This is a genomic window from Brachybacterium tyrofermentans (genome assembly GCF_039526165.1).
Classification (GTDB): domain Bacteria; phylum Actinomycetota; class Actinomycetes; order Actinomycetales; family Dermabacteraceae; genus Brachybacterium; species Brachybacterium tyrofermentans.
The window spans coordinates 1-21,152 of record NZ_BAAAIR010000048.1; the positions used below are offsets into that span (position 1 = coordinate 1).

Consider the following 21,152-nt stretch of genomic DNA (forward strand, 5'->3'; position numbering starts at 1 on the left):
GGCCAGTCATAAGCAAGGGTCAGACCGCGTCGGCCGGGACTACCCCATCCTCGCGGGATCGGGTAGATAGAGACTGACAGTCGGCTCTGGTCGCCGATCTCGTGGTCCCACTGCCGGATCGGCATGCCGGTGTGCCAGATGGTGGTCTGCTTCGCGTCCTTGCGGGCCTTACGGCGCTCGGCGTCGTCCTCGAGGGCGCCGCCGGGCAGCACGCTGGTCGCGGCGAGCATGGTGCCGTCCTCGGCGACGCCCAGCAGGGTCAGACCGCCCGCGGCCGACGCCACCACCTGCGCCTCCCCGGTGCGGGGCAATCGCCAGATCGCGGCGGTGTCGTCCTCGGCCCCGCCCTGCGGGTCCGGCCGCGCGGAGCTGAACAGCAGACTTCCGTCCGGGGCGAAGCGCGGGGAGCTCTCGCCCTTCTCGGAGAAGGTGAGCCGACGGGCCGGAGCCTCGCCTGCCGGATCCAGCTCCCACAGGGAGGAGACGAGCTGCGCGCCGTTCTCGTCGGGCTCCTGGATCGCGGCGACCACGCGGCCCCCGGGCCCTGTGGTCAGCGCGGCGAGGCGGGGGACGCGCAGGAAGCCGTCGATGTCGGAGAAGCCAGAGAAGCCAGAGAAGCCAGAGATGCCAGAGAAGCCAGAGGAGTCAGTGCCTCCGCGGTCGTCGTCTCCGCGGTCATCGGCGGGGCTGGTCGGGGCGACGTCGTCTGCGGGATCAGGGAGCATCCGATCACGCTACAGCGTGTCCTCCGAGGGGAGAGGACGACGCCCGAGGATCAGCGTTCGTCGAGACGACGGAGACGACGATCCTGCTCGGCACGCCGCCCTGCGCCGCCCCGCAACACCCTCCATCCCGCACCGTCCCGCATCGCCCTCCATCCCGCACCGTCCCGCATCGCCCTCCGCCCGCTCGAGGCGCGGCTCGCGGCGAGCAGCGTGGCGATGCCCGTCGTGAGGGGGATGGCGAGCACGAGGCCGATCGAGGCGATCAGGGTGCGGAACACCTCTGCCGCGATCTCTCCTGTGGTCAGGGTGCCCAGGAGGGAGCGGTCCAGGGTGGATGCATAGAGCAGGGTGGGCAGTGCGGAGCCGATGTAGGCGTAGGCGAGGGTGTAGACGGTCGACGCGATGTGGTCCTTGCCGATCCTCATCGCCGAGGTGAACACCGACCAGCGGGAGGCCGTCGGCATCGCGGCCCGGAGCTCCCACACGGACGATGCCTGGGTGATCGTCACATCGTTGAGCGCCCCCAGCCCGGAGATGATCACCCCGGCCAGGAACACGGCGGACAGCGACATCTGCGGGTACCCCGTGGCGAGGAACTTCGCGGCCTCGCCCTCGGTGCCCGTCATCCCGGTGGGTCGCCCTGCGGCCAGCACCGCGAGCACCGTGATCGCGATCCCGCCGAAGGTGCCGAGCACAGCTGTGGTCGTCCGCACCGAGATCCCGTGCGCGAAATAGACGCAGGGGAAGATCATGGCGGAACCTGCCACGAGGGCGACCAGCACCGGATGCTCCCCCGCGAGGATCGCCGGCATCATGAACCACACGACGATCGCGACGCCGGTGCCGAGCCCGAGCATCGCCCGCAGCCCGCTGCCCCGCGCCACCAGGGCGACGAGCACCAGGTACAGCACGAAGAGGATGCCCAGCGGGAGTCCCCGCTCATGATCGAAGTAGTAGTACGGAGCGCCTTCACCGGCCTCCTCGATCGAGAGGACCTTGAGCTTGTCGCCCACGCGGACCCCGTCGGCTGCGACCTCCGGCGGGATCTCGACCTGCACGGTCTCCCCGGAGATCCCTGCAGATCGTCCGAGCGCTTCGGCCGTCCGCGGCATCGTCGGATCCTCGCCGCTGGACAGAGCGGTCACCTCCACGGAGAGGACCTCGACGCCCGGCCCGAGCAGCGCGGTGCGCTCGGGCCGTGCATCAGGGTTCGGCCACAGGGCGATCAGTCCGAGAACGGTGACCAGGAGCAGCGCGATGGTCAGGCCGACGAGCACGGCGCGAGAGGCGTTGGTTGCGGGAGCACGGCCGCCGTGGGAATGGGTGTGTCCCGGTGTCATGGCCGAATTCTAGGAGGATTCTCGGGATCACCGCACCGGGCGGTCGAGTGCCCGGTATGCCCGCACCGGACGGCCGCGCCCGATGCTGACGGCATGCACGCCGACAGCACCGGACCGCGTGGCGACACGCGCCTGCGCATCAGATCAGTGCCCCCGAGACGATTCGAACGTCCGACACCCGCTTTAGGAGAGCGGTGCTCTATCCCCTGAGCTACGGGGGCCAATCTGCCCGGCCGATTCGTCATCCGACGTCGCACGGGCGCGCTCATACTAGCGCCCATGGCAGGATCGGAGCATGTCGAGCCAGCCGCACGAGACCTCTGCCACCACCTTCGCGATCGTGCTGGCGGGCGGTGCCTCCTCCCGGCTCGGCGGCACGGACAAGACGCGGATGGAGGTTGCGGGGGCGACGACGCTCGAGCGGGTGCTGCGGTCCGCACACGTCGATGAGCGGATCGTCGTCGGCCCTGCCGGGGACGGCGGGCCGGATCTCGCACGCATTCACGGCGCACGCTTCGTGCTCGAGGACCCGCCACGCTCCGGGCCCCTCGCCGCGCTCGCCCGCGGTGTCGCGGAGATCTCTGGGGACTTGAGTGATGGCCCTGGTGGCGGTGCCACGGTACTCGTGCTCGGCGGGGATATGCCCCTGCTGCGCGCAGAGACCCTCACCGCGCTCACGTCGACCAGCGCCTCCGAGCAGAAGGTCGCGGCGCTCGCCGGCTCCGACGGCCACGTGCAGTACCTCTGCGCCGCCTGGCCGCTCGCCCGACTGCGCGCTGCACTGGATGCCCTCGAGCAGTCCGATGGCGGCTGGGCGAACCTCAGCCTGCGCCGCCTCTACGACCAGCTCGGGGCCGACGAGCTCCTCACGCGACGGGCCGCAGGGGCGGAGGACTCCGACATCGACACCCCCGAGGCGCTGGGCGCTGCGCGCGACGCCGCTGGTCCCCGCATCGCGCTCGCCCAGATCGAGGTCTCCGAGGACGTCGAGGTCACGCGGAGAACCGTCCGCGCCGCGGTGGCGGAGGCCGCAGCGGCCGGAGCGCAGCTCGTGCTGCTGCCCGAGGCCACGCTGACCCCGTTCGGCACCGATCTGCACGCCATCGCCGACGCGCACCACGACTCCTTCGAGCAGCTGATCCAGGAGCTCGCGACCACGCATCGCCTGGTGGTGGTCGCCGGCTCCTTCACCCCGGCAGACGGCGGACGTGTGCACAACACGGTGATCGCCCGCGGCCCTGACGACGAGAACCGTCCTGCCGACGAGGACGGTCCTGCCGACGAGAACGGTCCCGCCGACGAGCCCCTTGCCGCCGACGCGGCCGGGGCAATCGGCGAGCCGGGTGCCGTGCGGGCCGAGTACCGCAAGATCCACCTGTTCGATGCCTACGGCTCCCGCGAGTCCGAGACCGTCGCCCCGGGGGAGGAGCTGGTCGTGATCGACCTCGGTGGCGCCCGGTTGGGGATCGCCACCTGTTACGACGTGCGCTTCCCGGAACAGTTCTCGGCGCTCGCCCGGCGAGGCGCGCAGGCGATCCTGCTCCCGCTGGCCTGGGCCGACGGCCCCGGGAAGAGCGAGCAGCTGCGTCTGCTGCTGCAGGCTCGCGCCCTAGACTCCACGACCGTGGTGCTCGCCGCGGACCAGGCCCCGCCGGCGCAGTACACCGGCAAGGCGGCGCGGGGGATCGGGCAGAGCGCGGTGATCGGTCCGCTCGGGCAGATCCGCCAGGAGCTCGGTCGGGAGCCGGGCCTGCTGGTGGTGGACCTCGACCTCGAGGAGGTCCGGGACGCGAGGGCTGCGCTGCCGGTCCTCGAGCACGGCGTTCCCCTGCCCCGGGACTGAGTTCCAGCACCCGCTGCGACGTCGCTCACTGCCCGGTCGCCGTCCAGGGATCGCTCCCGGTCGCTGGCGTAGCCTGCTCGCGTGATGCTCTCGACCGGCCCTCGTGCCTCCGCTCTGCCCGCTTCTGTCCGTCCCGCCTCCCTGCTCGCGCTGTGCGCAGCGACGATGCTCGCCGCCTTCGCGATGCTCTCGATCCCGGCCTACGCCCACGACACCCTGATCTCCTCGGATCCGGCCGACGGCGACACGCTGGAGACGTCGCCCGAGTCGATCACCCTGACCTATTCCGCGGACATCCTCGAAGTGAGCCCCGCGGTGCGGATCGTCGACGAGGCCGGCGAGACCGTGGCCGATATGGAGCCGACCGTGGACGGCCCCGAGGTGACCGCCGAGCTCGCGGATCCGCTGCCTGCCGGCGACTACACGGTGCAGTGGCGGGTCGTCTCCAGCGACGGGCATCCGATCGAAGGCTCCGTGGACATCACCGTCGAGCAGGACCCTGCAGGAGAGGACTCAGCTGACCAGGACTCTGCCGCGCCGAGCGACGGTGGTGGAGAGGGTACAGCGACCGGGTCGAGCGACGCCGGGGGTGCAGAGGAGGCCGCCGGCTCGTCGGACGCAGGGGGCTCCTCCGGTGCCACGGGTGCCGAGTCCGGTGAGGACTCCGGGGCCACCGAGGAGAGCGGCTCCGCGATGCCGCTGCTGCTGGGCGTCGTCGGGATCGTGGTGGTCGCAGCCGCTGCCGCAGCGTTCTTCGTCCTCCGCAAGCGCAGCTGAGCGGACGGCGCGAGCAAGGAAACGCCCCCGACGCCGTAGCGTCGGGGGCGTTTCGCAGTCACGCGGGGGAGGGGGCGATCAGTTGCCCTTCTTCTCTCCCTTGTCGTCGCCGCCGAGACCGAAGCGGTCGCGAGCGGCGTCGGCGCCGGTGTCGACATGCTTGTCGAGGTTGTCCGGGGTGCGCTCCTTGACCTGGTCGCTCGCGGCGTCCAGGCCCTGGTTCACCTTGTCCGGGTTGTCTCCGGCGAAGTCCTTGGCCTTGTTGAGCGCGTCATCGAAACCCATGATCAGTGTCCTTTCGTTCGCGGTCTCGCCCCGTGCGGGGCGACATCGCCAACTTACGTCCCGGCAGGTCGTGTCTCAAACGTGACCACCTGATTCCCTTCTCCTCTGACGGTTAGTGACCGGAAGCCCGAAGAGTCGGGACGAGATGCGCAATACTGGGTGCGTGAACCTGCGTATTTCCAATTCTGACCAGAAGTCCGGGCGGCCGGACGTGCGGCCGGACGGGCAGTCCGGAGCGCCTCGAGCCCGGCAGCCTGCGGACCGCAAGGACCGATCGGCGCGCTGGGACCACGTGCTCACGCTGCTGTCGACGACCAAGCGGCTGTCGGTGTCCGAGGTCGCCGCGGAGCTCGGGATCAGCGAGTCCACGGTGCGTCGTGACTTCATGGAGATGGAGCGTGCCCAGCTCGCCCGTCGCACCCACGGCGGCATCATCGCGATCGACGTCGCCTATTCCCTGGCCACGGTGCCGCGCACGACCGACGAGGGCTCGGCGCAGCGGGAACGCGTCGCGGGCCGCGCCGCGAGCCTGGTCGAGCCCGGACAGATCATCGGCTTCAACGGGGGGCGTACCACCACCTCCACCGCACGGCGTGCCGTGGCCCGGCCGGACATCGACTCCCGGGACGGGACCCCGGGGCTCACCGTGGTCTGCGCCGCGCTGAACATCGCGACGGAGGCCGTGCTGCGGCCCTCGGTGCGCACGGTCGTGCTCGGCGGCGTCGCCGAGCCGTACTCCTTCGAGCTCACCGGCCCTCTCGCCACGGCGACGATGCGCGACCTCTGGCTGGACACGATGTTCGTGGGCACCGTCGGCCTCGATATCCACGCCGGGCTCACCTGCAACTCCGATGCCGAGGCCGGTGTCACGCGCATCATGATCGGGCATTCCCGCCGCGTGGTCGGTCTGGCGACGGCGGACAAGGTCGGCCACCGCGCCCTCGCCGGGATCTGCCCGGTCTCGGTCCTCACCGACCTCATCATCGCCGGTCCGGTCCCGGATGATCTGCGGGCTCATCTCGAGGAGACCTCGGTGCGTCTGCACGAGGTGTGAGGAGGAGGTGTGAGCAGGCACGCCCAGGACTCCCGGGCGGCCACGGCACGCCTGCGCGAGCAGATGCCCGCCTCCCGGTAGCGTGATGCACTATGTGGAATCTCCTGCGCGGCAAGAAGCGCCCTGCCAGCACGGCCGAGGGTGCGGGCCGTCGCGACGACGCCCTGTCGAACCTGGCCCGTGAGAGTCGGGCCTCTGCGAGCACCTCCGCGCAGGCGGCCGAGGACGAGGCGGACGGGCGCCTTCACGGCGACCGCGCCGAGGGCGCTGGAACCGCTGCGGAGAGCGCGACGGACGCCCCGAGCACGAGCCGTTACGACCTGGTCGTCGAACCTCATCTCGACGAAGTCGGCGCCGGGATCGCCCCCGAGCAGGACGAGGACGACCTCCCCTCCGAGCCTCGCGAGCACCGCCCGCTCAGCCGCGAGGACCTGGTCGCCGACGCCCTGGACAGCTGGGCCCAGCAGATCACCGGCGGGGTCACCGCGCCGTCCTTCCTCACCCAGATCCGGGCCGGCTCGACCGTCCTCGAGCTCACGCACTCCCATCCTTCCGGGCTCGCCCAGCTGCTCGCCGGCCATGGTCCGACGCGCCTGTCGTCCCTGGTCCGCGAGGTCGGCGCCCTGGCCGACGCGAGAGCCCATGCCCGGACCATCCGCGAGATCGCCGAGCGGCATGCCGAGGAGATCGGGCTGACCACCTGCCATCTCGGGATCGGTGAGGCCACCTGGTTCCCCGAGGACGGCTCCGAGCCGATCCATGCCCCCGTGCTGGTGCGTCCGATCACCCTGAGCCTGCGCGGCAACGCCCGCGAGGACGTCGACCTCGAGGTCGATACGACCGCGGATCTGAATCCGGTGCTGCTGCGTTCCCTGCGCGAGGCCGGTGTCGCCGTCGACGCCCGCGCCCTGCTGGCCACCACCGACGGCTCCCACGGGTTCGACCCCAATCCTGTGCTCGACGCCTTCCGCTCCCTGGGGCAGCCCCTGCCCGGGTTCCGCATCACCCACGCCCTGGTGGTCGGCAACCTCATGGACGCCGCCGGTTCCGTCGGCGAGGACCTCGCGGCCGACCGGCCCGACTGGGTGTCCTCGCCCCTGGTCGCCGCCCTCGCCGGGGACGCCGAGGCTCAGGCCGTCGTGCGCAGCGACGACGCGGACCAGGAGGTCCCCGAGGTCCCCGAGCACGAGCTGGTCGCCGCGGTCGATCCCGATCATCGCGCCGTGCTCGCCCGGGTGCTCGCCGGTCAGGATCTCGCGGTCGCGGCGCCCCCGGGCAACGGCAGCCTCGATCTCGTCGTGGACCTCGCCGAGGAGCTCAACGCCCGCGGCCGCAGCGTGCTGATCGTCTCCCAGCGCCGTCGGAACCTGGCCCAGCTCGTCGCGACCGCGCAGCGCCGAGGCCTCGAGGAGCTCGTCTTCGACCTCTCCCCGGACCCGTCGCTGCAGCGCAACGCCTCCGCGGCCCTGCTGCGCAGCCTGCGCCGCGCCGGGTCCCATGCGCTGGGCCCCGAGGACGCCCCGCCGGCGGAGCTCGCGGAGATGCGGGACATCCTCGTGGGCCACGTCGAGGCGATGCACCGCCTCCAGCAGCCCTGGAACGCCTCCGCGCACGACGCGATCTCCGCGCTCGCCGCTCTGACCCGTCTGCGCCCCTCACCCCGAACCCAGGTGCGGCTCCGTGCGGATGTCGCCGCCCAGATGATCGGCGACGACCGGGACCGGTACTCGGACGCCCTGCGAGAGGCCGCCGAGGTGGGCGTGCTCACCACCGGCCCCGAGGAGACCGCCTGGTACGGAGCCCCCATCAGCTCCGACACCCAGGCCGCCCGCGCCGAGGAGCTCGTGGACCACCTCCGCGAGGAGATCCTGCCGAAGCTTCGCGAGGTCACGACCCAGACCGGTGACGACCTCGGGCTGGCGGCGCCCGCCACGCTCCAGCAGCTCACGGAGCGGCTCGGCCTGCTCGACCGGGTGCGGGCCCTGCTGGGCACCTTCCAGCCCGCCGTGTTCCGGGCCCCGCTGCCGGATCTCGTCGCCGCCACCGCCGACAAGGCCTGGCGCCTCGAGCACGGCGTGACGATGGGCTTCGGCCTGCGTCGTCGGCTGCGGAAGGACGCCGCGTCCCTGCAGCGCCCGGCGGCGCTGTCCCCGGACCTGTACCGGGACCTCAGCGAAGCGCGCCGTGTCGCCGACGAGTGGCATCGGGTGGCAGAGACCCCCGTCGCACCCGCCGCCGCGGCCGGGATCTCCCCGATGTCCGACGGCGCTGCCGAGCCCGGGACGACTGCCGAGGCCGGGACGGCCGTCGAGCCCGGGACCGCGGCCGAGCCGGGTGTCGCCGCTGAGCTGGGGACCACTGCCGTGCCGGAGGCCGCTGCCGACACGAGCACAGCTGCCTCGGCGGACACCGCCGGCTCAGCATCCGGCTCAGCTTCCGGTTCAGCGCCCGCAGCCACCCCGTCGACCCCGGTGCTGCCGGCCGATCTGGACCGGGCGCACCGCATCGCCGAGCGCACCCAGAAGACCCTCGACGAGCTGGCCGTCCTGCTGGACGGCACCGCCACGGGATCGGATCTGGCCCGGACCGACCTCGACGAGCTCGAGCGTCGGGTCGAGGCCCTCGCCGCGGACCGCGCCGACCTGGAGAGCCTGCCGCGCCGCACCGAGCTGCTGCGTCGGCTCAGCTTCGACGGGCTGGGGGACCTCGTGGAGGACCTCCGCACCCGCCGCGTCCCGACCGAGCAGGTCGGCGCGGAGCTCGAGCTGTGCTGGTGGGGCAGCGTCCTGGAGCTGATCGCCGGCGCCGAGCCCACGATCTCCCAGTACGACGGGACCTCGCTGTCGGAGGTCGCCGAACGCTTCCGCCGACTGGACCACGAGGACCTCGCGGGGGCATCGGCCCGCGTGCATGCCGCGGCCGACGAGAACCGGGTGCGGACCATGAAGTCCTACCCGGACACCTCCCGCGCCGCGATCGCCGAGCTCGCCCGGTCCTCGACCGTGTCGATCCGGGACCTCGCCGCGAAGTACGAGGACATCCTCTTCGCGGCCCGCCCCACCTGGCTCGCCTCCCCGTACCTGGTCGCCCAGGTGCTCCCGCGCGGACGCCACTTCGACGTGCTCATCGTGGCCGACGGCGGGCGTCTGCCCACCGCCGCCGCACTGCCGTCGATCGTGCGCGCCGAGCAGACCGTCGTGGTCGGCGACCCCCTCGAGTACGGCGGGGATGCCGCTCCGAGCCTGCTCGACGACATGCTGCGGATCGCGCCCCATATCGAGCTGCTGCGCGATGCGCACCACGCGACCGAGGGACTGCGCGGCTTCGCGCAGCGCCGGGCCCTGGTGGGCGAGGTCGCCGCAGTGCCCAGCCCGGTCGTGCCCGAGCAGGACCGGCTGATCGTGGTCGAGAACGGCCGCGGCCCGGTCACCGAGGGCATGGAGTACGTGGAGAGCACCGAGGCGGAGCTGCGCCGCGTGACGGATCTCGTCATCGAGCATGCCCGTACCCGGCCCGAGCGCTCTCTCGCCGTGCTCACCTTCACGGAGGAGCACGCACGCCGGCTCATGGAGCGGATCATGAACACCGTCTCCGTGATCCCGGCGCTGCGGGACTACTTCGATCCCGCCGCCCGCGAGGTCTTCACCGTGCTCCCGGCGGCGCAGGCCACCTCGATGGTGCGCGACGACATCATCGTCTCCGTCGGCTTCGGGAAGACCCCACACGGACGCCTCCTGCACCGCTTCGGCCCGCTCTCCGAGGCCGGCGGCCGCAAGGCGCTCGCCACCGTGATCACCCGGGCACGCGGACGCACCACCGTGGTGTCCTCGATCGACGTGCAGGACCTCGACCACGCCCGTCTGCGCAGCGAAGGGGCACGCGATCTCCGCGCCATGTTCTGGGTGCTGCGCGGGGGAGCCGACGTCGCCGTCGTCCCGCACGTCGCTGCGCTGACCGGCCGCGAGGACCCGATCGACCCGCCCGAGCCCGAGCAGCCCAGACAGTCGCCCGCAGCCACGGCCCCGACGGTCGACGCCACACGGACAGGAGCCGCCGCTCCTGCTGATGGCTCCAACCCTTCCGCTGACGGCTCCCTCGCTTCCGCCGACGGCTCTGCACCGACGCAGGACACCACGTCGGACCTTTCCGACGAGGACCTGGACGCGGCCATCGCTGCGGCCATGGCCCGCAAGTCCGCCGACTCCCCGGACAGTGCAGACCCTGCTGCGGAGACGCCCGTCGAGGACCCCGAGCGCGTTGGGTCAGGATCCGGATCCCACCAGGTGGCGAACGGTGAGAGCGCGAGGGAGGGCGAGAGCCCGTCGGACGCTGAGAACCCGGCAGGCGATGAGAACCTGCCCGATGCCGAGAGCGTTCCTGCCGACGAGATCCCGGAGCCCGTCGCCCCGCGCCAGCTGGAGACCGACGCCCTGGTGCGCGATCTCGCCGACCGGCTGTGGCGGCTCGGGCTGCTCGTGGAGAGCGACTTCGGGCTCTCCTCCGACCGCATCGAGCTCGCTCTCGGCCACCCGGATATGCCGGGCAGGCTCCTGGTCGCGGTCGACACCGACGGCGCCCGCTATGTGGGCACCGCCAGCCAGCGCGAGCGTGACCGTCTGCGGGCCGAGCGGCTCGAGGCGGCCGGCTGGGCGACCGAACGAGTCTGGTCCTGGGCACTGTTCATCGACCCCGACGGCGAGGCCGAGCGGATCCGCCGGGCTGTCGAGCGGGCACTGCGCCTGGTCCAGTCCGAGGAGCTCTCCGAGTCCCCGAAGGGCGTCGGGACCGTGCGGCACCGCCTGCCGCGCCCGCAGATCCCTGCCGGCCACCAGCTCTCGTTCTACTCGAGCGAGGACTTCGACGCGATCGTGGAGTACATCTGCTCCGACGGCCGTGCTCGCCTCGAGGAGCACCTGGCCACCGAGGTGCGCAGCTTCCTCGGCTTCGAGCAGCGCTCCGTGCTGCTGGACGTCTCGGTCTCGAGCGCGATCCGCCGTTACCAGGAGCGGCAGTGACCGAGCAGGGCGCCGGGAGCGCGGAGACGCCGGAGGCCCCGCGGGGCGCTGATTCCCGGCGCGCCTCCGGTTCCGGGTCCAGCAGGCGGGTCGTGATCTCCTCGGTGACCGGCAAACCGTTCCCCTGGGACGACGAGAGCCCGGCCGAGCGGCCGGCGACCTCGAAGGAGCGTCGGCCGGTCCTGCCGAACCGGGTCGCGGAGGATGCCCCGGAACCCGGCACCGACGAGTCCAACGACGCCCGCATCGCCGGCGATGTGCCTCCGCACTGGGGTCGCGGACGCTGAATGTCCCGCGGGAATGGGGGCCGTCCAGGCAATGCTCAGTGCTCGAGGATCGTGAGGCCCTCGTCGGCGGTCGGCTCCTCGAGGAGCCCAGTGAGGTGCTGGTTCCCCTCGAGGTTGATGCGATGGGCGAACGAGGCCTGTGACTCCTCCCGGAGCTGCGCGCGCCGGGTCGACTCCTCGAGGGAGGTCGACAGCCGATGCAGCACGACCTCCGCACCCACGGTCCCCGCGCGCTCCCGGGCCCAGGCCCGACGGGCACGCGACCAGGAGTTCCAGTCCAGCACGGCATCCACCTCCGAGCGCAGCGTCTGCTCGGCGATGGACCAGATCAGCTCCTGCACCACCTCTGCGCGGTCACCGTAGGCAGGGTCGTCGATCGAGAGCTCCGGGTGCAGGCGCAGCATCCATTCGTCGAGGGTGAAGCGCACCGCCGGGCTCTGCTTCTGGAGCTGCCGGGCCAGCGTGGACTTCCCGGAGCCGGACAGTCCGTACAGCAGGTGAAGGCGACCACTCATGGCCGTGATCCTAGAGGTGTTCTGCCGGTGGGTTCGTAGGCTGTCCACCATGACGGATGCCTCCCCGAACGTCGCACCCGACCGCACACCGGATCACCCCGCCGGGACCGCATCGGAGCCCCGCGTCACGGAAACCCGCACGCCGGGGGCCCACGCGGCGGAACCGGCGGAGCCCCTTGCCCTGCCGCGTCACCGCAACCCGCTGGGGAACCTGCTGCGCGGCGCCCTCATCGGGGTGGTCGAGACGGTTCCCGGAGTCAGTGGAGGCACCGTCGCGCTGGTCACCGGCATCTACGACGAGCTGATCGACGCCGGTCACCACCTCACCCGCGCGATGGCACGACTTCTGCTGGGCCCGGATCGTCGGGCGGGGCTGCGTGAGCACCTCGGCGCGATCCCCTGGATCCTCGTGATTCCGCTGGTGATCGGGATGGGCACCGCGGTGCTCACCGTCGCCGGCCCCGTCGCCCGCCTGGTCGAGACCCATCCGCAGACCATGCGCGCCCTGTTCCTCGGTCTCGTGCTCGGCTCGGTGCTCGTCCCGATCCGTCTGTCCGACGGGTCCTGGCGCGTCCCCGAGCTGTGGCGCTTCGCCCTCGGCGCGGCCGCCGGGCTGGCGATCACCTCCCTGCCCACCTCGGCCCTCGAGCCGAGCCCGTGGATCATCGCCCCGGCCGCGGCGATCGCGATCTGCGCCCTCGTGCTGCCGGGGATGTCCGGGTCCTTCATCCTCCTCAGCCTCGGGCTCTACCAGCCCACCCTGCAGGCCGTCGACGAGCGCGACCTCGGCTACATCGCCTGGTTCGGACTGTGGGCCTGCGTGGGTCTCGTCGTGATCGTGAAGCTCATGCGCCGCCTGCTGACCCGCCACCACCGCGGCACCATGGTGGTGCTCGCCGGGGTCATGGTGGGCGCGCTGCGCAGTCTCTGGCCCTGGCAGGAGAGCTCCGGCGCGCTGAGCGCCCCTGCGAGCGACTGGCCGCTGCTGCTGGGCATCGCCGTTCTCGGGGTGCTCGCCGTCCAGCTGCTGGTCCTCGTCGAGGGCCGAAAGATCGCCCGGCCGGCCACGACCGCCTGATCGGCCTCCGGGCCCCATCTCTCGTCCCGACCGGGTGGGCCGTACGCTGGGCGGCATGAACGACTCCACGCCGCAGACCCCCTCCACCGCCACCGCGCAGGACACAGCGCAGGACGCTGCACGTCCCTCTGCCCCCGACGTCGCCGGAGTGCGCGTCGCCGTCATCGGGGCCGGCAACATGGGCGGGCCCGTGGTCCGCAGCTTCCTCGCGGCCGGGGTGCGCAGCGAGGATCTGCAGATCACGAACTCCACCGCGGCCAGCAGCGACCGCGCGGCCCAGGAGCTCGGAGCGAGCTCCGCGACACGCGCCGAGGCGCTCGAGGGGGCCGACGTGGTCGTGCTCGGGGTGAAGCCCTACCAGATCCTCGACCTGGCGGCCGAGATCGGCGACCAGCTGCCCGAGGGCGCCCTCGTGATCTCACTCGCCGCCGGCACCACCCTGGACCGGATCGAGGCGGCGCTGCCGGACGGTGCCGTCGTTTTCCGTGCGATGCCCAACACCCCGATCTCCGTGGGGGAGGGGGCCGTGGGCCTGATGCGCGGCAGCGCCGTGACCGATCAGCAGCACGAGCTCGTCCGCGCCCTGTTCTCCCGCGCGGGAGTCGTCGTCGACATCACCGAGGAGCAGGTGCACGCCTTCATCGGCGCCGCGGGCTCCCTCTCGGCGTTCGTGTTCGCGATCATCGAGGCCATGACCGATGAGGCCGTGCGCCTGGGGCTGAAGCGGGATCTGGCCGACTCCCTGGTGCAGCAGACCGTGCGCGGCGCCGCGACCATGCTGCTGGAGAGCGGGATGCACGCGGCCGTCGCGAAGAACGGCGTCTCCAGCCCGGGCGGCACCACGGTGCAGGGCCTCGCGGCCCTCGAACGGGAGGGTGTGCGCTCCGGCGTCGCCGCCGCGATGGCCGCCGCCGCCGAGACGTCGCGGGAGATGAGCAAGGGCTGAGGGCCCGGCCGGCGGATCATCGTCGGCCGCTCCCGTGCCTGTCGTCGTCGCCGTTGCCGTCAGGGGCGGTTGGAGAACTTCTCGATCAGATGGGTGTGGCCCGAGACGATCACCAGATCGTGCGCGGCGACCATGGTCTCCGGCACGGCATAGGTGAAGTCCTTGCCCGGTGACTTCACGCCCACGACGGTGACCCCGAACTTCGCGCGGATGTCGGACTCGGCGAGCGTCTTGCCCTGCACCTCGCGCGGCGGCCGCATCTTGACGATCGCGAAGCCGTCGTCGAACTCGATGAAGTCCATCAGCCGGCCGTTGACCAGGTGCGCGACACGCTTGCCGGCATCGGCCTCGGGATAGACCACGTGATGGCACCCGATACGCTGCAGGATCCGCCCGTGCGCGGCGGAGATGGCCTTCGCCCAGATCACCGGCTTCCCGAAATCGACGAGATTCGCGGCGATCAGCACGCTGGCCTCGATGGAGGTGCCCACGCCCACCACGGCGAGGGAGAAGTCGCCGCCGCCGACCTGGTCGAGCACCTCGGGCTGGGTGGCATCGGCCCGCACCACATGGGTGAGCTGGCCGGAGTACTTCTGGACCAGCTCCTCGTTGGTGTCGATCGCGAGCACCTCGGTGCCCAGCTTCTCCAGCGTCAGAGCGATCGAGGCACCGAATCGGCCCAGACCGATGACGAGCACCCCTTCGTCGCGCGCACCGCGTGGCATCTCTCCTCCTCCGTCCCGGCGGGTCACGCGGGGATCCGCGGGCCGGGCGGGCACAGTCTACGGTCGCGCCGGGCCGGTGGGAGCCTGGATCAGCCGACGATGGGGCGTTCGCGCGGGAGCTGGATCATGCGGGTGCGATGGCGCAGGGCGAGAGCCGCTCCGAGAGTCATCGGCCCCAGGCGCCCGCTGTACATGCACGCGGCGATCACCCATTTCCCCTCCGTGGGCAGATGCGCGGTGATCCCGGTGGACAGCCCCACGGTGCCGAAGGCGGAGAGCACCTCGAACATCAGCTGGTCCAGCGAGAAGCTGGTCATCCGCAGCAGCAGGAACACCGCCAGCAGCACCACGGTCGCACTCATGACCAGCACGCCGATGGCCTGACGGATGGTCTCGTGGGGGATCCGTCGGCCGAAGACCTCGACGTCCGGATTGCCGCGGATCTCCGCCCAGATCGAGAGCATGAGCAGGGCGAAGGTGGTCACGCGGATGCCGCCGCTGGTGGATCCCGAGCCGCCGCCGATGAACATCAGGACGTCGGTCAGCAGGCGCGTCTCGGGGGTCAGCAGCCCCACGTCGAGCGTGGCGAAGCCCCCGGATCGGGGCATGACGGCGGCGAAGCCGGCCGCCAGGAGCTTCGTGTGGACGGGCTGGCCTCCGAGCGTGGCGGCGTTCGTCCACTCCAGGACCAGGTAGCCGAACCAGGCGAGCACCAGCAGCAGACCGGTGGTGGTGAGGGTGAGCTTGGCGTGCAGGCTCCAACGGCGCGGGGTGCGCAGCTTCTTGACCACCACGAGGATCACGGGGAAGCCGAGCGAGCCGACGAACACCGCGAGGGCGATCGGGATGGAGAAGAACGGGTCGCCGAGGTACTGCTCGACCCCCTGGGCCTCGGGAACGAAACCGGCGTTGTTGAACGCGCTGATCGCGTAGAACAGGCCCAGGAAGATCGACTCGCCGATGCCGTGCTCGGTGAAGAACATGTACGGGGTCAGGGCCACGAAGGTCGCCGCCTCGAAGGCGGTGGAGGTGATGAGGATGATTCGCAGCACCCCACCCACCTCGGCGAGGCGCTCCGCCTTGGTCTCGTTGGCGGTCATCATGCGCTGGGCGAGCCCGAGCCGGTGCATCACCGACATGCTCAGCAGGGAGGCGAGCGTGAGCAGGCCCAGGCCGCCCATCTTCATCGCGATCATGAGGACGGTCAGCCCGAACGTCGACCAGTGCGTGGCGGTCTCCACCGTCACCAGTCCGGTCACACAGATCGCCGAGACCGCGGTGAACAGCGCATCGACGAGATCGGTGCGCTGGCCGGAGGTGGTGGCGGCCGGCAGCGAGAGCAGCGCCGTGAACAGGGCGATCATCAGGCTGAACACCCCGAGGGTGAGCCGGGCCGGGGTGATCTTGGTCAGCGACGCAAGATGCAGCCGCCAGCTCGGCGGTGCCGGACGGCGCTGCGAGGGCAGCGCCCGGCGCCTCTCGGCCTTCGCCTCGCGATCGATCATCTCCGGCCCTCCGTCGTGTGGCGACCAGCGGCCGCGTCCGCGGAAGTCTACGACCGTCGGGCCGTGGCACGGTTGCCAGGATCTGTCGTGCGCGGCCATCGGGGCGGAGCTCCGAGCGGTGCGACGCGGCTCTGGGTACGCTTCGACCCATGCCCGACGACTCTCCCGCCCCTGTTCCCGCCGCCGCGGTCGACGAGACCGGCGTGCCCGGTGAGTGCGGGATCGTCTGGTCCGACGACCTGTGCGAGTACGACTTCGGCCCGTACCACCCGATGTCGCCGGTGCGACTGACCCTGACCCGCGAGCTGGCCCGGGCCTCCGGGATCCTGGACCGTCCTGGAGTGCGCACCATCGCCCCGTACGTCGCCTCCGACGAGCAGCTCGGCACCGTGCACGATGAGGACTATCTCGCCGCGGTGCGCCGGGCGTCGGAACCTCTGGACGGCGGGGACGCCGAGCACCTGATCCGCTTCGGGATCGGCGGAGAGGATGTTCCCCCCTTCCCCGGCATGCACACCGCCTCCTCGCGCATCGTCGGAGGCTCCCTCGCCGCGGTCGACGCGATCCGCGCCGGCACGGTGCGGCGAGCCGTGAACATCGCTGGGGGGATGCACCACGCCCGCCCGGCCAGCGCCTCGGGGTTCTGCGTCTACAACGACGCCGCGGTCGCGATCCGTCATGCCCTTGCGCAGGGGGAGGAGCGCGTGATGTACATCGACACCGATGTGCACCACGGCGACGGCGTCGAGCTGGCGCTGTGGGACGAGCCCCGTGCGATCACCCTGTCCGTGCACGAGACCGGCGAACGGCTGTTCCCGGGCACCGGCTTCGTGCAGGACACCGGGGGAGCGGGCGCCCAGGGCTCCGCGATCAACGTGCCGCTGCCTCCGCGCACCACCGCCGACGGCTGGGTACGGGCCCTCCGCGCCGTCGTCCCCGCCCTGGTGAGGGCCGTGAAGCCGACCTTGCTGGTCACCCAGCACGGCGCCGATACGCATCGCGTGGATCCGCTCGCCGATTTCTCCGTCTCCCTCGAGGCGCACCGCGAGGTGATGGTCATGCTGCGGGATCTGGCCGATGAGGTGTGCGACGGCCGCTGGCTGGCCCTCGGCGGGGGCGGCTATGCCGTGATCGACGTGGTGCCGCGCTCCTGGGCACAGCTGCTCGCCGTCGCCACCGGCGAGGCGATCGACCCGCAGACCCCGCTGCCCAAGGCCTACCGCGAGGCCGAGGCCCGCGCCCGCGCCGAGCACGGGCTCTCGCCCGAACCTGCGATCCGGACCTACGGGGACGGCCGGCCGCTCGCGGCGCGCAGCTGGGAGAACGGCTTCGATCCCGAGGACGACCTCGACCGAGCGGTCCAGGCCGCCCGCCGGGTCGCCTTCCCCGAATGGGGGCTGGACCCGTTCCTCGACTGAGGACGGGGATGCCGGTCCGCGCCCGCGCCCGGACCGGCCCTGAGACAATAGGGCCCGGGCGGCGCGAGTCCGGGCTGAACATCAGAACTTTCGGGGGAACCATGACGTCACTGTCGACAGGAGTGCTCGACACCTTCGCCGAGCATCTGCGCGCGGTGGAGCTTCCGCTCCCGGTGGACGGCGCGCAGCAGGCCCGTGACGAGGTGGGCGCGGCGCTCTCGCAGCTCGGGGACCATGTCGTCCCGCGTCTGGAGTCGCTCGACGCCCCGCTGCTCGTGGTCATCGGAGGCTCCACGGGTGCCGGGAAGTCCACCCTGGTCAACGCCCTGGTGGGCGAGATGGTGAGCCGCTCCGGCGCGATCCGGCCCACGACCCGTCGGCCCGTGCTGCTGCACCATCCTGCGGACGAGGCCTGGTTCGCCGGCAGCCGCATCCTGCCCGGGCTCGCCCGGGTCCACGTCGGCGCCGCGCGCGACGCCGAGGCACCCCACGCCGGCGACACCACGGGGGACGTCGACCCCGCGACGAGCCTCGAGCTCCACGCCGAGGAGCGCATCCCCCAGGGCCTGGCCCTGCTCGACGCCCCGGACATCGACTCGGTGGCGACGGGCAACCGGGAGCTGGCCCGGCAGCTGCTGCGCGCCGCAGATCTCTGGCTGTTCGTGACCACCGCGAACCGCTATGCGGACGCCGTGCCGTGGGACGTGCTGCGCACCGCCGCCGAGCGCGATGTCACCGTCGACGTGGTCATGAACCGCATCCCCGATCGCGAGGGCGTCTCCGAGGAGCTCGCCGAGGACCTGCGCGCCATGCTCGAGCGCAACGGCATCGAGGTCACCAGGCTGTTCCTGGTGGCCGAGACGGAGCTCGACGCCTCCGGGATGCTGCCCCCGGCCGCGATCTCCGAGCTCCAGGAGCATTTCGATCACCTCGCGGCGGACGCCGACGGCCGCAGCCGGATCGCCCGCCGCACCCTCGCCGGTGCCGTCTCCGGGCTGGCCGGCTCCACCCGCAGCATCGCCGAGCATGCGCAGAGCCAGGAGGCCGAGCGCCAGCGGCTGCGGGAGGAGGCGATCGCCGCCTTCTCCGGCTCCCGCGAACGGATCGACGACGCCCTCGGCGACGGCTCCCTGCTGCGCGGCGAGGTGCTCGCCCGCTGGCAGGACGTGGTCGGCACGGGCGAGTTCTTCCGCAGCGTCGAGGGCCTGTTCACCAGGGTCCGCGATCGGGTGGGACTCGCGATCAGCGGCAAGCCCGCCCCCTCGGTCGCCGCCGAGCAGGCCCTCGGCACCGGCCTCGTGCACGTCGTGATCGACGAGACCGCGCGCGGCGCCGAACGGGCCGAGGCCGCCTGGCGCGCCGCCCCCGCCGGGCGCGTGCTCGCCGAGGGCGAGGACCTCTCCCGGATCCCCGAGGGCTACCGCGAGGACGTCTCCGCCGCGATCCGTGCCTGGCAGGGCGATGTGCTCGACCTCGTGCGCCAGGAGGGCGCGGACCGTCGCACCAAGGCCCGCCTGCTCTCCCTCGGCGTGAACGCCGTCGGCGTGGCGCTCATGGTCGTCGTCTTCGCCTCCACCGCCTTCGTCCCCACCGGCCTCGAGGTCGGAGCGGGCGCGGCGACCGCGGTCGTCGGCCAGAAGCTGCTGGAGACCATCTTCGGGGACGAGGCGGTGCGCCGGATGGCGCGGGTGGCCCGTGAGCGCCTCACCGAACGCCTCGACGCCCTGGTCTCGGAACGCTCCAGGCCCTTCCTGGACCGGCTCGACGCCCTCGGGGGGACCACGAACTCGCAGGACCTCGTCGCCGATGCCGACGCCCTGGACCAGCTCGCCCGAGAGATCCGGGAGGACTCATGAGCCCGCTGCTGACCCGTTCGAAGCGCTCCGGCGCCGGCACGGCCCCGCTGGCCGAGCGGATCGAGGCGCTGGATCGCGCGGCAGACGGCCTGGACGGCGTCGCCCCGAGCCATGACGTGGACGAGGTCCGCGACCTGCTCTCGCGGATCGACCGGCGGCGTGCGCTCTCCGCCGAGCACACGGTGATCGGCCTGTTCGGAGCCACCGGCTCGGGGAAGTCCTCCTTGGTCAACGCCCTGGTCGGGGTCGATATCACCCAGGCCGCGGTGCGACGGCCCACCACGTCGAGACCGGTCGCCGCCGTGCTCGGGGCGACCGGCAGCGACGCCCTGCTGGACTGGCTGGAGGTGGAGGACCGCCACGCCCTCGAGGGCACCGGGGCAGCCCTCGAGACCGCGGCCGTCCCGACGGCGAGCGGCCGCCGCGCCCGGCGCTCGGAGCCGGCGGCCCCGCCCGGCATCGTGCTGCTGGACCTGCCGGACCTCGACTCCGTCGAGAGCGCGAACCGTGAGATCGCCGAACGCATGACCGGCATGGTCGACGTGATCGTGTGGGTCACCGACCCGCAGAAGTACGCCGATGCGGTGCTCCACCAGGAGTTCGTGCAGCCCTTCGCCGGCCATGACGCCGTCACCCTGCTGGTGCTCAACCAGATCGATCGGATCCGGGAGGACGAGCGCGCGGGGGTGCTCGAGTCCCTGGAGTCCATCGCGCGGGCCGACGGACTCGACCAGGCGCCGGTCTTCGCGACCTCCGCCACCACCGGTGAAGGGGTCGAGGAGCTGCGCTGGCACCTCATCTCCCTCGCCCACACCCGGGAGGCGGCCGCCGATCGCCAGCGCGCCGATGTGCGCGGCGGGGCGGAGCTGCTGCAGCAGGCCGCGGACCCGTCAGGGCTCCCCGCCGCAGCGGAGGACGGCGAGATCGACGCCCTGGTCGAGGACCTCGCGGCGGCCGCCCGGGTGGAACCTGTCGCCCAGGCCGTGGGCGCCTCCTACCGCCACCGGGCCGCCGGTCGGGTGGGCTGGCCTCCGCTGCGCTGGCTGCGGACGGTGCGCCCCGACCCGCTGCGACGTCTGGGCATCGGTCAGGAGCGAGACGGGGCGCAGGTGGAGCGCACCTCCCTGCCGGAGCCGGACGCCGCCGCCCGGGCTCGCGCCTCCGGCGGGGTCCGGCACTTCGCCGACGCCGCCTCGGAGGGCGGTGGGGATGCCTGGCGGTCCGCGGTGCGCGACGCCGCACGGTCCCGGGAGGACGATCTCCCCGACGCCCTCGACCAGGCGGTCGCCGGCGCCGATCTGCGGGCCCGGAGCACCTCCTGGTGGTGGCCGGTGCTCGACGTGCTCCAGTGGCTGGCGATGCTCGTCTGGGTGGTGGGGCTGGGGTGGCTGGCTCTGAACGTCGTCCTGGTGTTCTTCCAGATCCCGCCGCCGCCGATGCCGATGATCCAGGAGCTGTGGATCCCCATCCCGTTGCCCACGGCGCTGCTCGTGCTCGGGATCGCCGTGGGGATCCTCCTCGGGCTCCTGGGCGGGGCCCTCGCCGCGGTCACCGCGTCCTGGTACCGGCGCCGGGCACGAGGAGTGCTGCTGGGCCGGGTGCGGGAGGTCGCGCTGACCCATGTGGTCGCCGAGGTGGAGGAGACGCTCTCGCGCGCGGACTCCGTTGCGAGGGATATCGCATTCGCTCGCGGATGAGGATCCAGAAGTCCCGTGTAGAATGATTGGTCGACCGTGGCGTCGGGCCCGCGCAGTATCGCTGGACTGCTCCAGAGCAGTCCTCG

Annotated in this window: 16 protein-coding genes and 1 tRNA gene; 10 read left to right on the forward strand and 7 right to left on the reverse strand. The window is 72.1% G+C overall.

Going from position 1 to position 21,152, the window contains the following annotated elements; translation table 11 throughout:
- From ABD093_RS16170 to ABD093_RS16180, 3 genes are all read right to left on the reverse strand, one after another.
- Positions 1-725 (reverse strand): TolB family protein (locus tag ABD093_RS16170; protein ID WP_377802344.1); only part of this gene is annotated, 725 nt, incomplete at its 3' end.
- A gap of 50 nt (positions 726-775) precedes the next feature.
- Positions 776-2,065 carry a YibE/F family protein gene (locus ABD093_RS16175; RefSeq protein ID WP_343925815.1) on the reverse strand — a complete coding sequence of 430 codons (1,290 nt, stop codon included), beginning with the start codon at positions 2,063-2,065 and terminating at the stop codon, positions 776-778.
- 148 nt (positions 2,066-2,213) lie between these two features.
- Positions 2,214-2,286 (reverse strand) — tRNA-Arg (locus ABD093_RS16180).
- A gap of 74 nt (positions 2,287-2,360) precedes the next feature.
- Here ABD093_RS16180 and ABD093_RS16185 point away from each other — a divergent pair.
- Together ABD093_RS16185 and ABD093_RS16190 are read left to right on the forward strand one after the other, a co-directional pair.
- Positions 2,361-3,908, forward strand: coding sequence for a nitrilase-related carbon-nitrogen hydrolase (locus ABD093_RS16185; RefSeq protein ID WP_343925817.1), 1,548 nt, complete (start codon positions 2,361-2,363; stop codon positions 3,906-3,908).
- 84 nt (positions 3,909-3,992) lie between these two features.
- Positions 3,993-4,685 carry a copper resistance CopC family protein gene (locus ABD093_RS16190; RefSeq protein WP_343925999.1) on the forward strand — a complete coding sequence of 231 codons (693 nt, stop codon included), beginning with the start codon at positions 3,993-3,995 and terminating at the stop codon, positions 4,683-4,685.
- Between the two features lie 78 nt (positions 4,686-4,763).
- Here the strand turns inward: ABD093_RS16190 and ABD093_RS16195 are convergent, their stop codons facing one another.
- Entirely contained in the window at positions 4,764-4,970 is a 207-nt protein-coding gene (locus ABD093_RS16195; RefSeq protein ID WP_343925819.1) for an antitoxin, read from the reverse strand.
- A 163-nt stretch (positions 4,971-5,133) separates the two neighbouring features.
- Between ABD093_RS16195 and ABD093_RS16200 the strand changes: the two genes are divergently transcribed.
- The 3 genes from ABD093_RS16200 to ABD093_RS16210 all read left to right on the forward strand — a co-directional run bounded on the left by ABD093_RS16200 (position 5,134) and on the right by ABD093_RS16210 (position 11,326).
- On the forward strand, positions 5,134-6,024 hold the full coding sequence (locus ABD093_RS16200) for a DeoR/GlpR family DNA-binding transcription regulator (protein WP_343925821.1): 891 nt from the start codon (positions 5,134-5,136) through the stop codon (positions 6,022-6,024).
- 92 nt (positions 6,025-6,116) lie between these two features.
- Entirely contained in the window at positions 6,117-11,039 is a 4,923-nt protein-coding gene (locus ABD093_RS16205) for a hypothetical protein (protein ID WP_343925823.1), read from the forward strand.
- A complete protein-coding gene (locus ABD093_RS16210; RefSeq protein WP_343925825.1) occupies positions 11,036-11,326 on the forward strand; it encodes a hypothetical protein in 291 nt (96 codons plus the stop codon). The genes ABD093_RS16205 and ABD093_RS16210 overlap by 4 nt, the downstream gene beginning before the upstream one ends.
- A gap of 35 nt (positions 11,327-11,361) precedes the next feature.
- Here ABD093_RS16210 and ABD093_RS16215 read toward each other — a convergent pair whose 3' ends face one another.
- A complete protein-coding gene (locus tag ABD093_RS16215; protein WP_343925827.1) occupies positions 11,362-11,841 on the reverse strand; it encodes a P-loop nucleotide/nucleoside kinase family protein in 480 nt (159 codons plus the stop codon).
- Positions 11,842-11,890: 49 nt separating this feature from the next.
- On the opposite strand from ABD093_RS16215, the gene ABD093_RS16220 reads away from it, so the two are divergent.
- Positions 11,891-12,919 carry a DUF368 domain-containing protein gene (locus ABD093_RS16220; RefSeq protein WP_343925829.1) on the forward strand — a complete coding sequence of 343 codons (1,029 nt, stop codon included), beginning with the start codon at positions 11,891-11,893 and terminating at the stop codon, positions 12,917-12,919.
- Between the two features lie 55 nt (positions 12,920-12,974).
- Positions 12,975-13,865 carry a pyrroline-5-carboxylate reductase gene (proC, locus tag ABD093_RS16225; RefSeq protein WP_343925831.1) on the forward strand — a complete coding sequence of 297 codons (891 nt, stop codon included), beginning with the start codon at positions 12,975-12,977 and terminating at the stop codon, positions 13,863-13,865.
- 59 nt (positions 13,866-13,924) lie between these two features.
- On the opposite strand, the gene ABD093_RS16230 is transcribed toward proC, so the two are convergent.
- The gene (locus ABD093_RS16230; RefSeq protein WP_343925833.1) at positions 13,925-14,590 is read right to left on the reverse strand and encodes a potassium channel family protein; all 666 of its coding nucleotides are present in this window, start codon (positions 14,588-14,590) and stop codon (positions 13,925-13,927) included.
- An 89-nt stretch (positions 14,591-14,679) separates the two neighbouring features.
- On the reverse strand, positions 14,680-16,095 hold the full coding sequence (locus tag ABD093_RS16235; protein ID WP_193116742.1) for a TrkH family potassium uptake protein: 1,416 nt from the start codon (positions 16,093-16,095) through the stop codon (positions 14,680-14,682).
- A 149-nt stretch (positions 16,096-16,244) separates the two neighbouring features.
- Here ABD093_RS16235 and ABD093_RS16240 point away from each other — a divergent pair, with 149 nt between their 5' ends.
- The 3 genes from ABD093_RS16240 (at position 16,245) to ABD093_RS16250 (ending at position 21,066) form a co-directional block, all read left to right on the forward strand.
- Positions 16,245-17,513 (forward strand): acetoin utilization protein AcuC, encoded by a 1,269-nt coding sequence (locus ABD093_RS16240; protein ID WP_343925835.1) that lies wholly within the window; start codon positions 16,245-16,247, stop codon positions 17,511-17,513.
- Positions 17,514-17,614: 101 nt separating this feature from the next.
- Entirely contained in the window at positions 17,615-19,369 is a 1,755-nt protein-coding gene (locus ABD093_RS16245) for a dynamin family protein (RefSeq protein WP_193116744.1), read from the forward strand.
- Positions 19,366-21,066, forward strand: coding sequence for a GTPase family protein (locus tag ABD093_RS16250; protein WP_193116745.1), 1,701 nt, complete (start codon positions 19,366-19,368; stop codon positions 21,064-21,066). Before ABD093_RS16245 ends, ABD093_RS16250 begins: the two co-directional genes overlap by 4 nt.
- Positions 21,067-21,152: the final 86 nt, after the last annotated feature.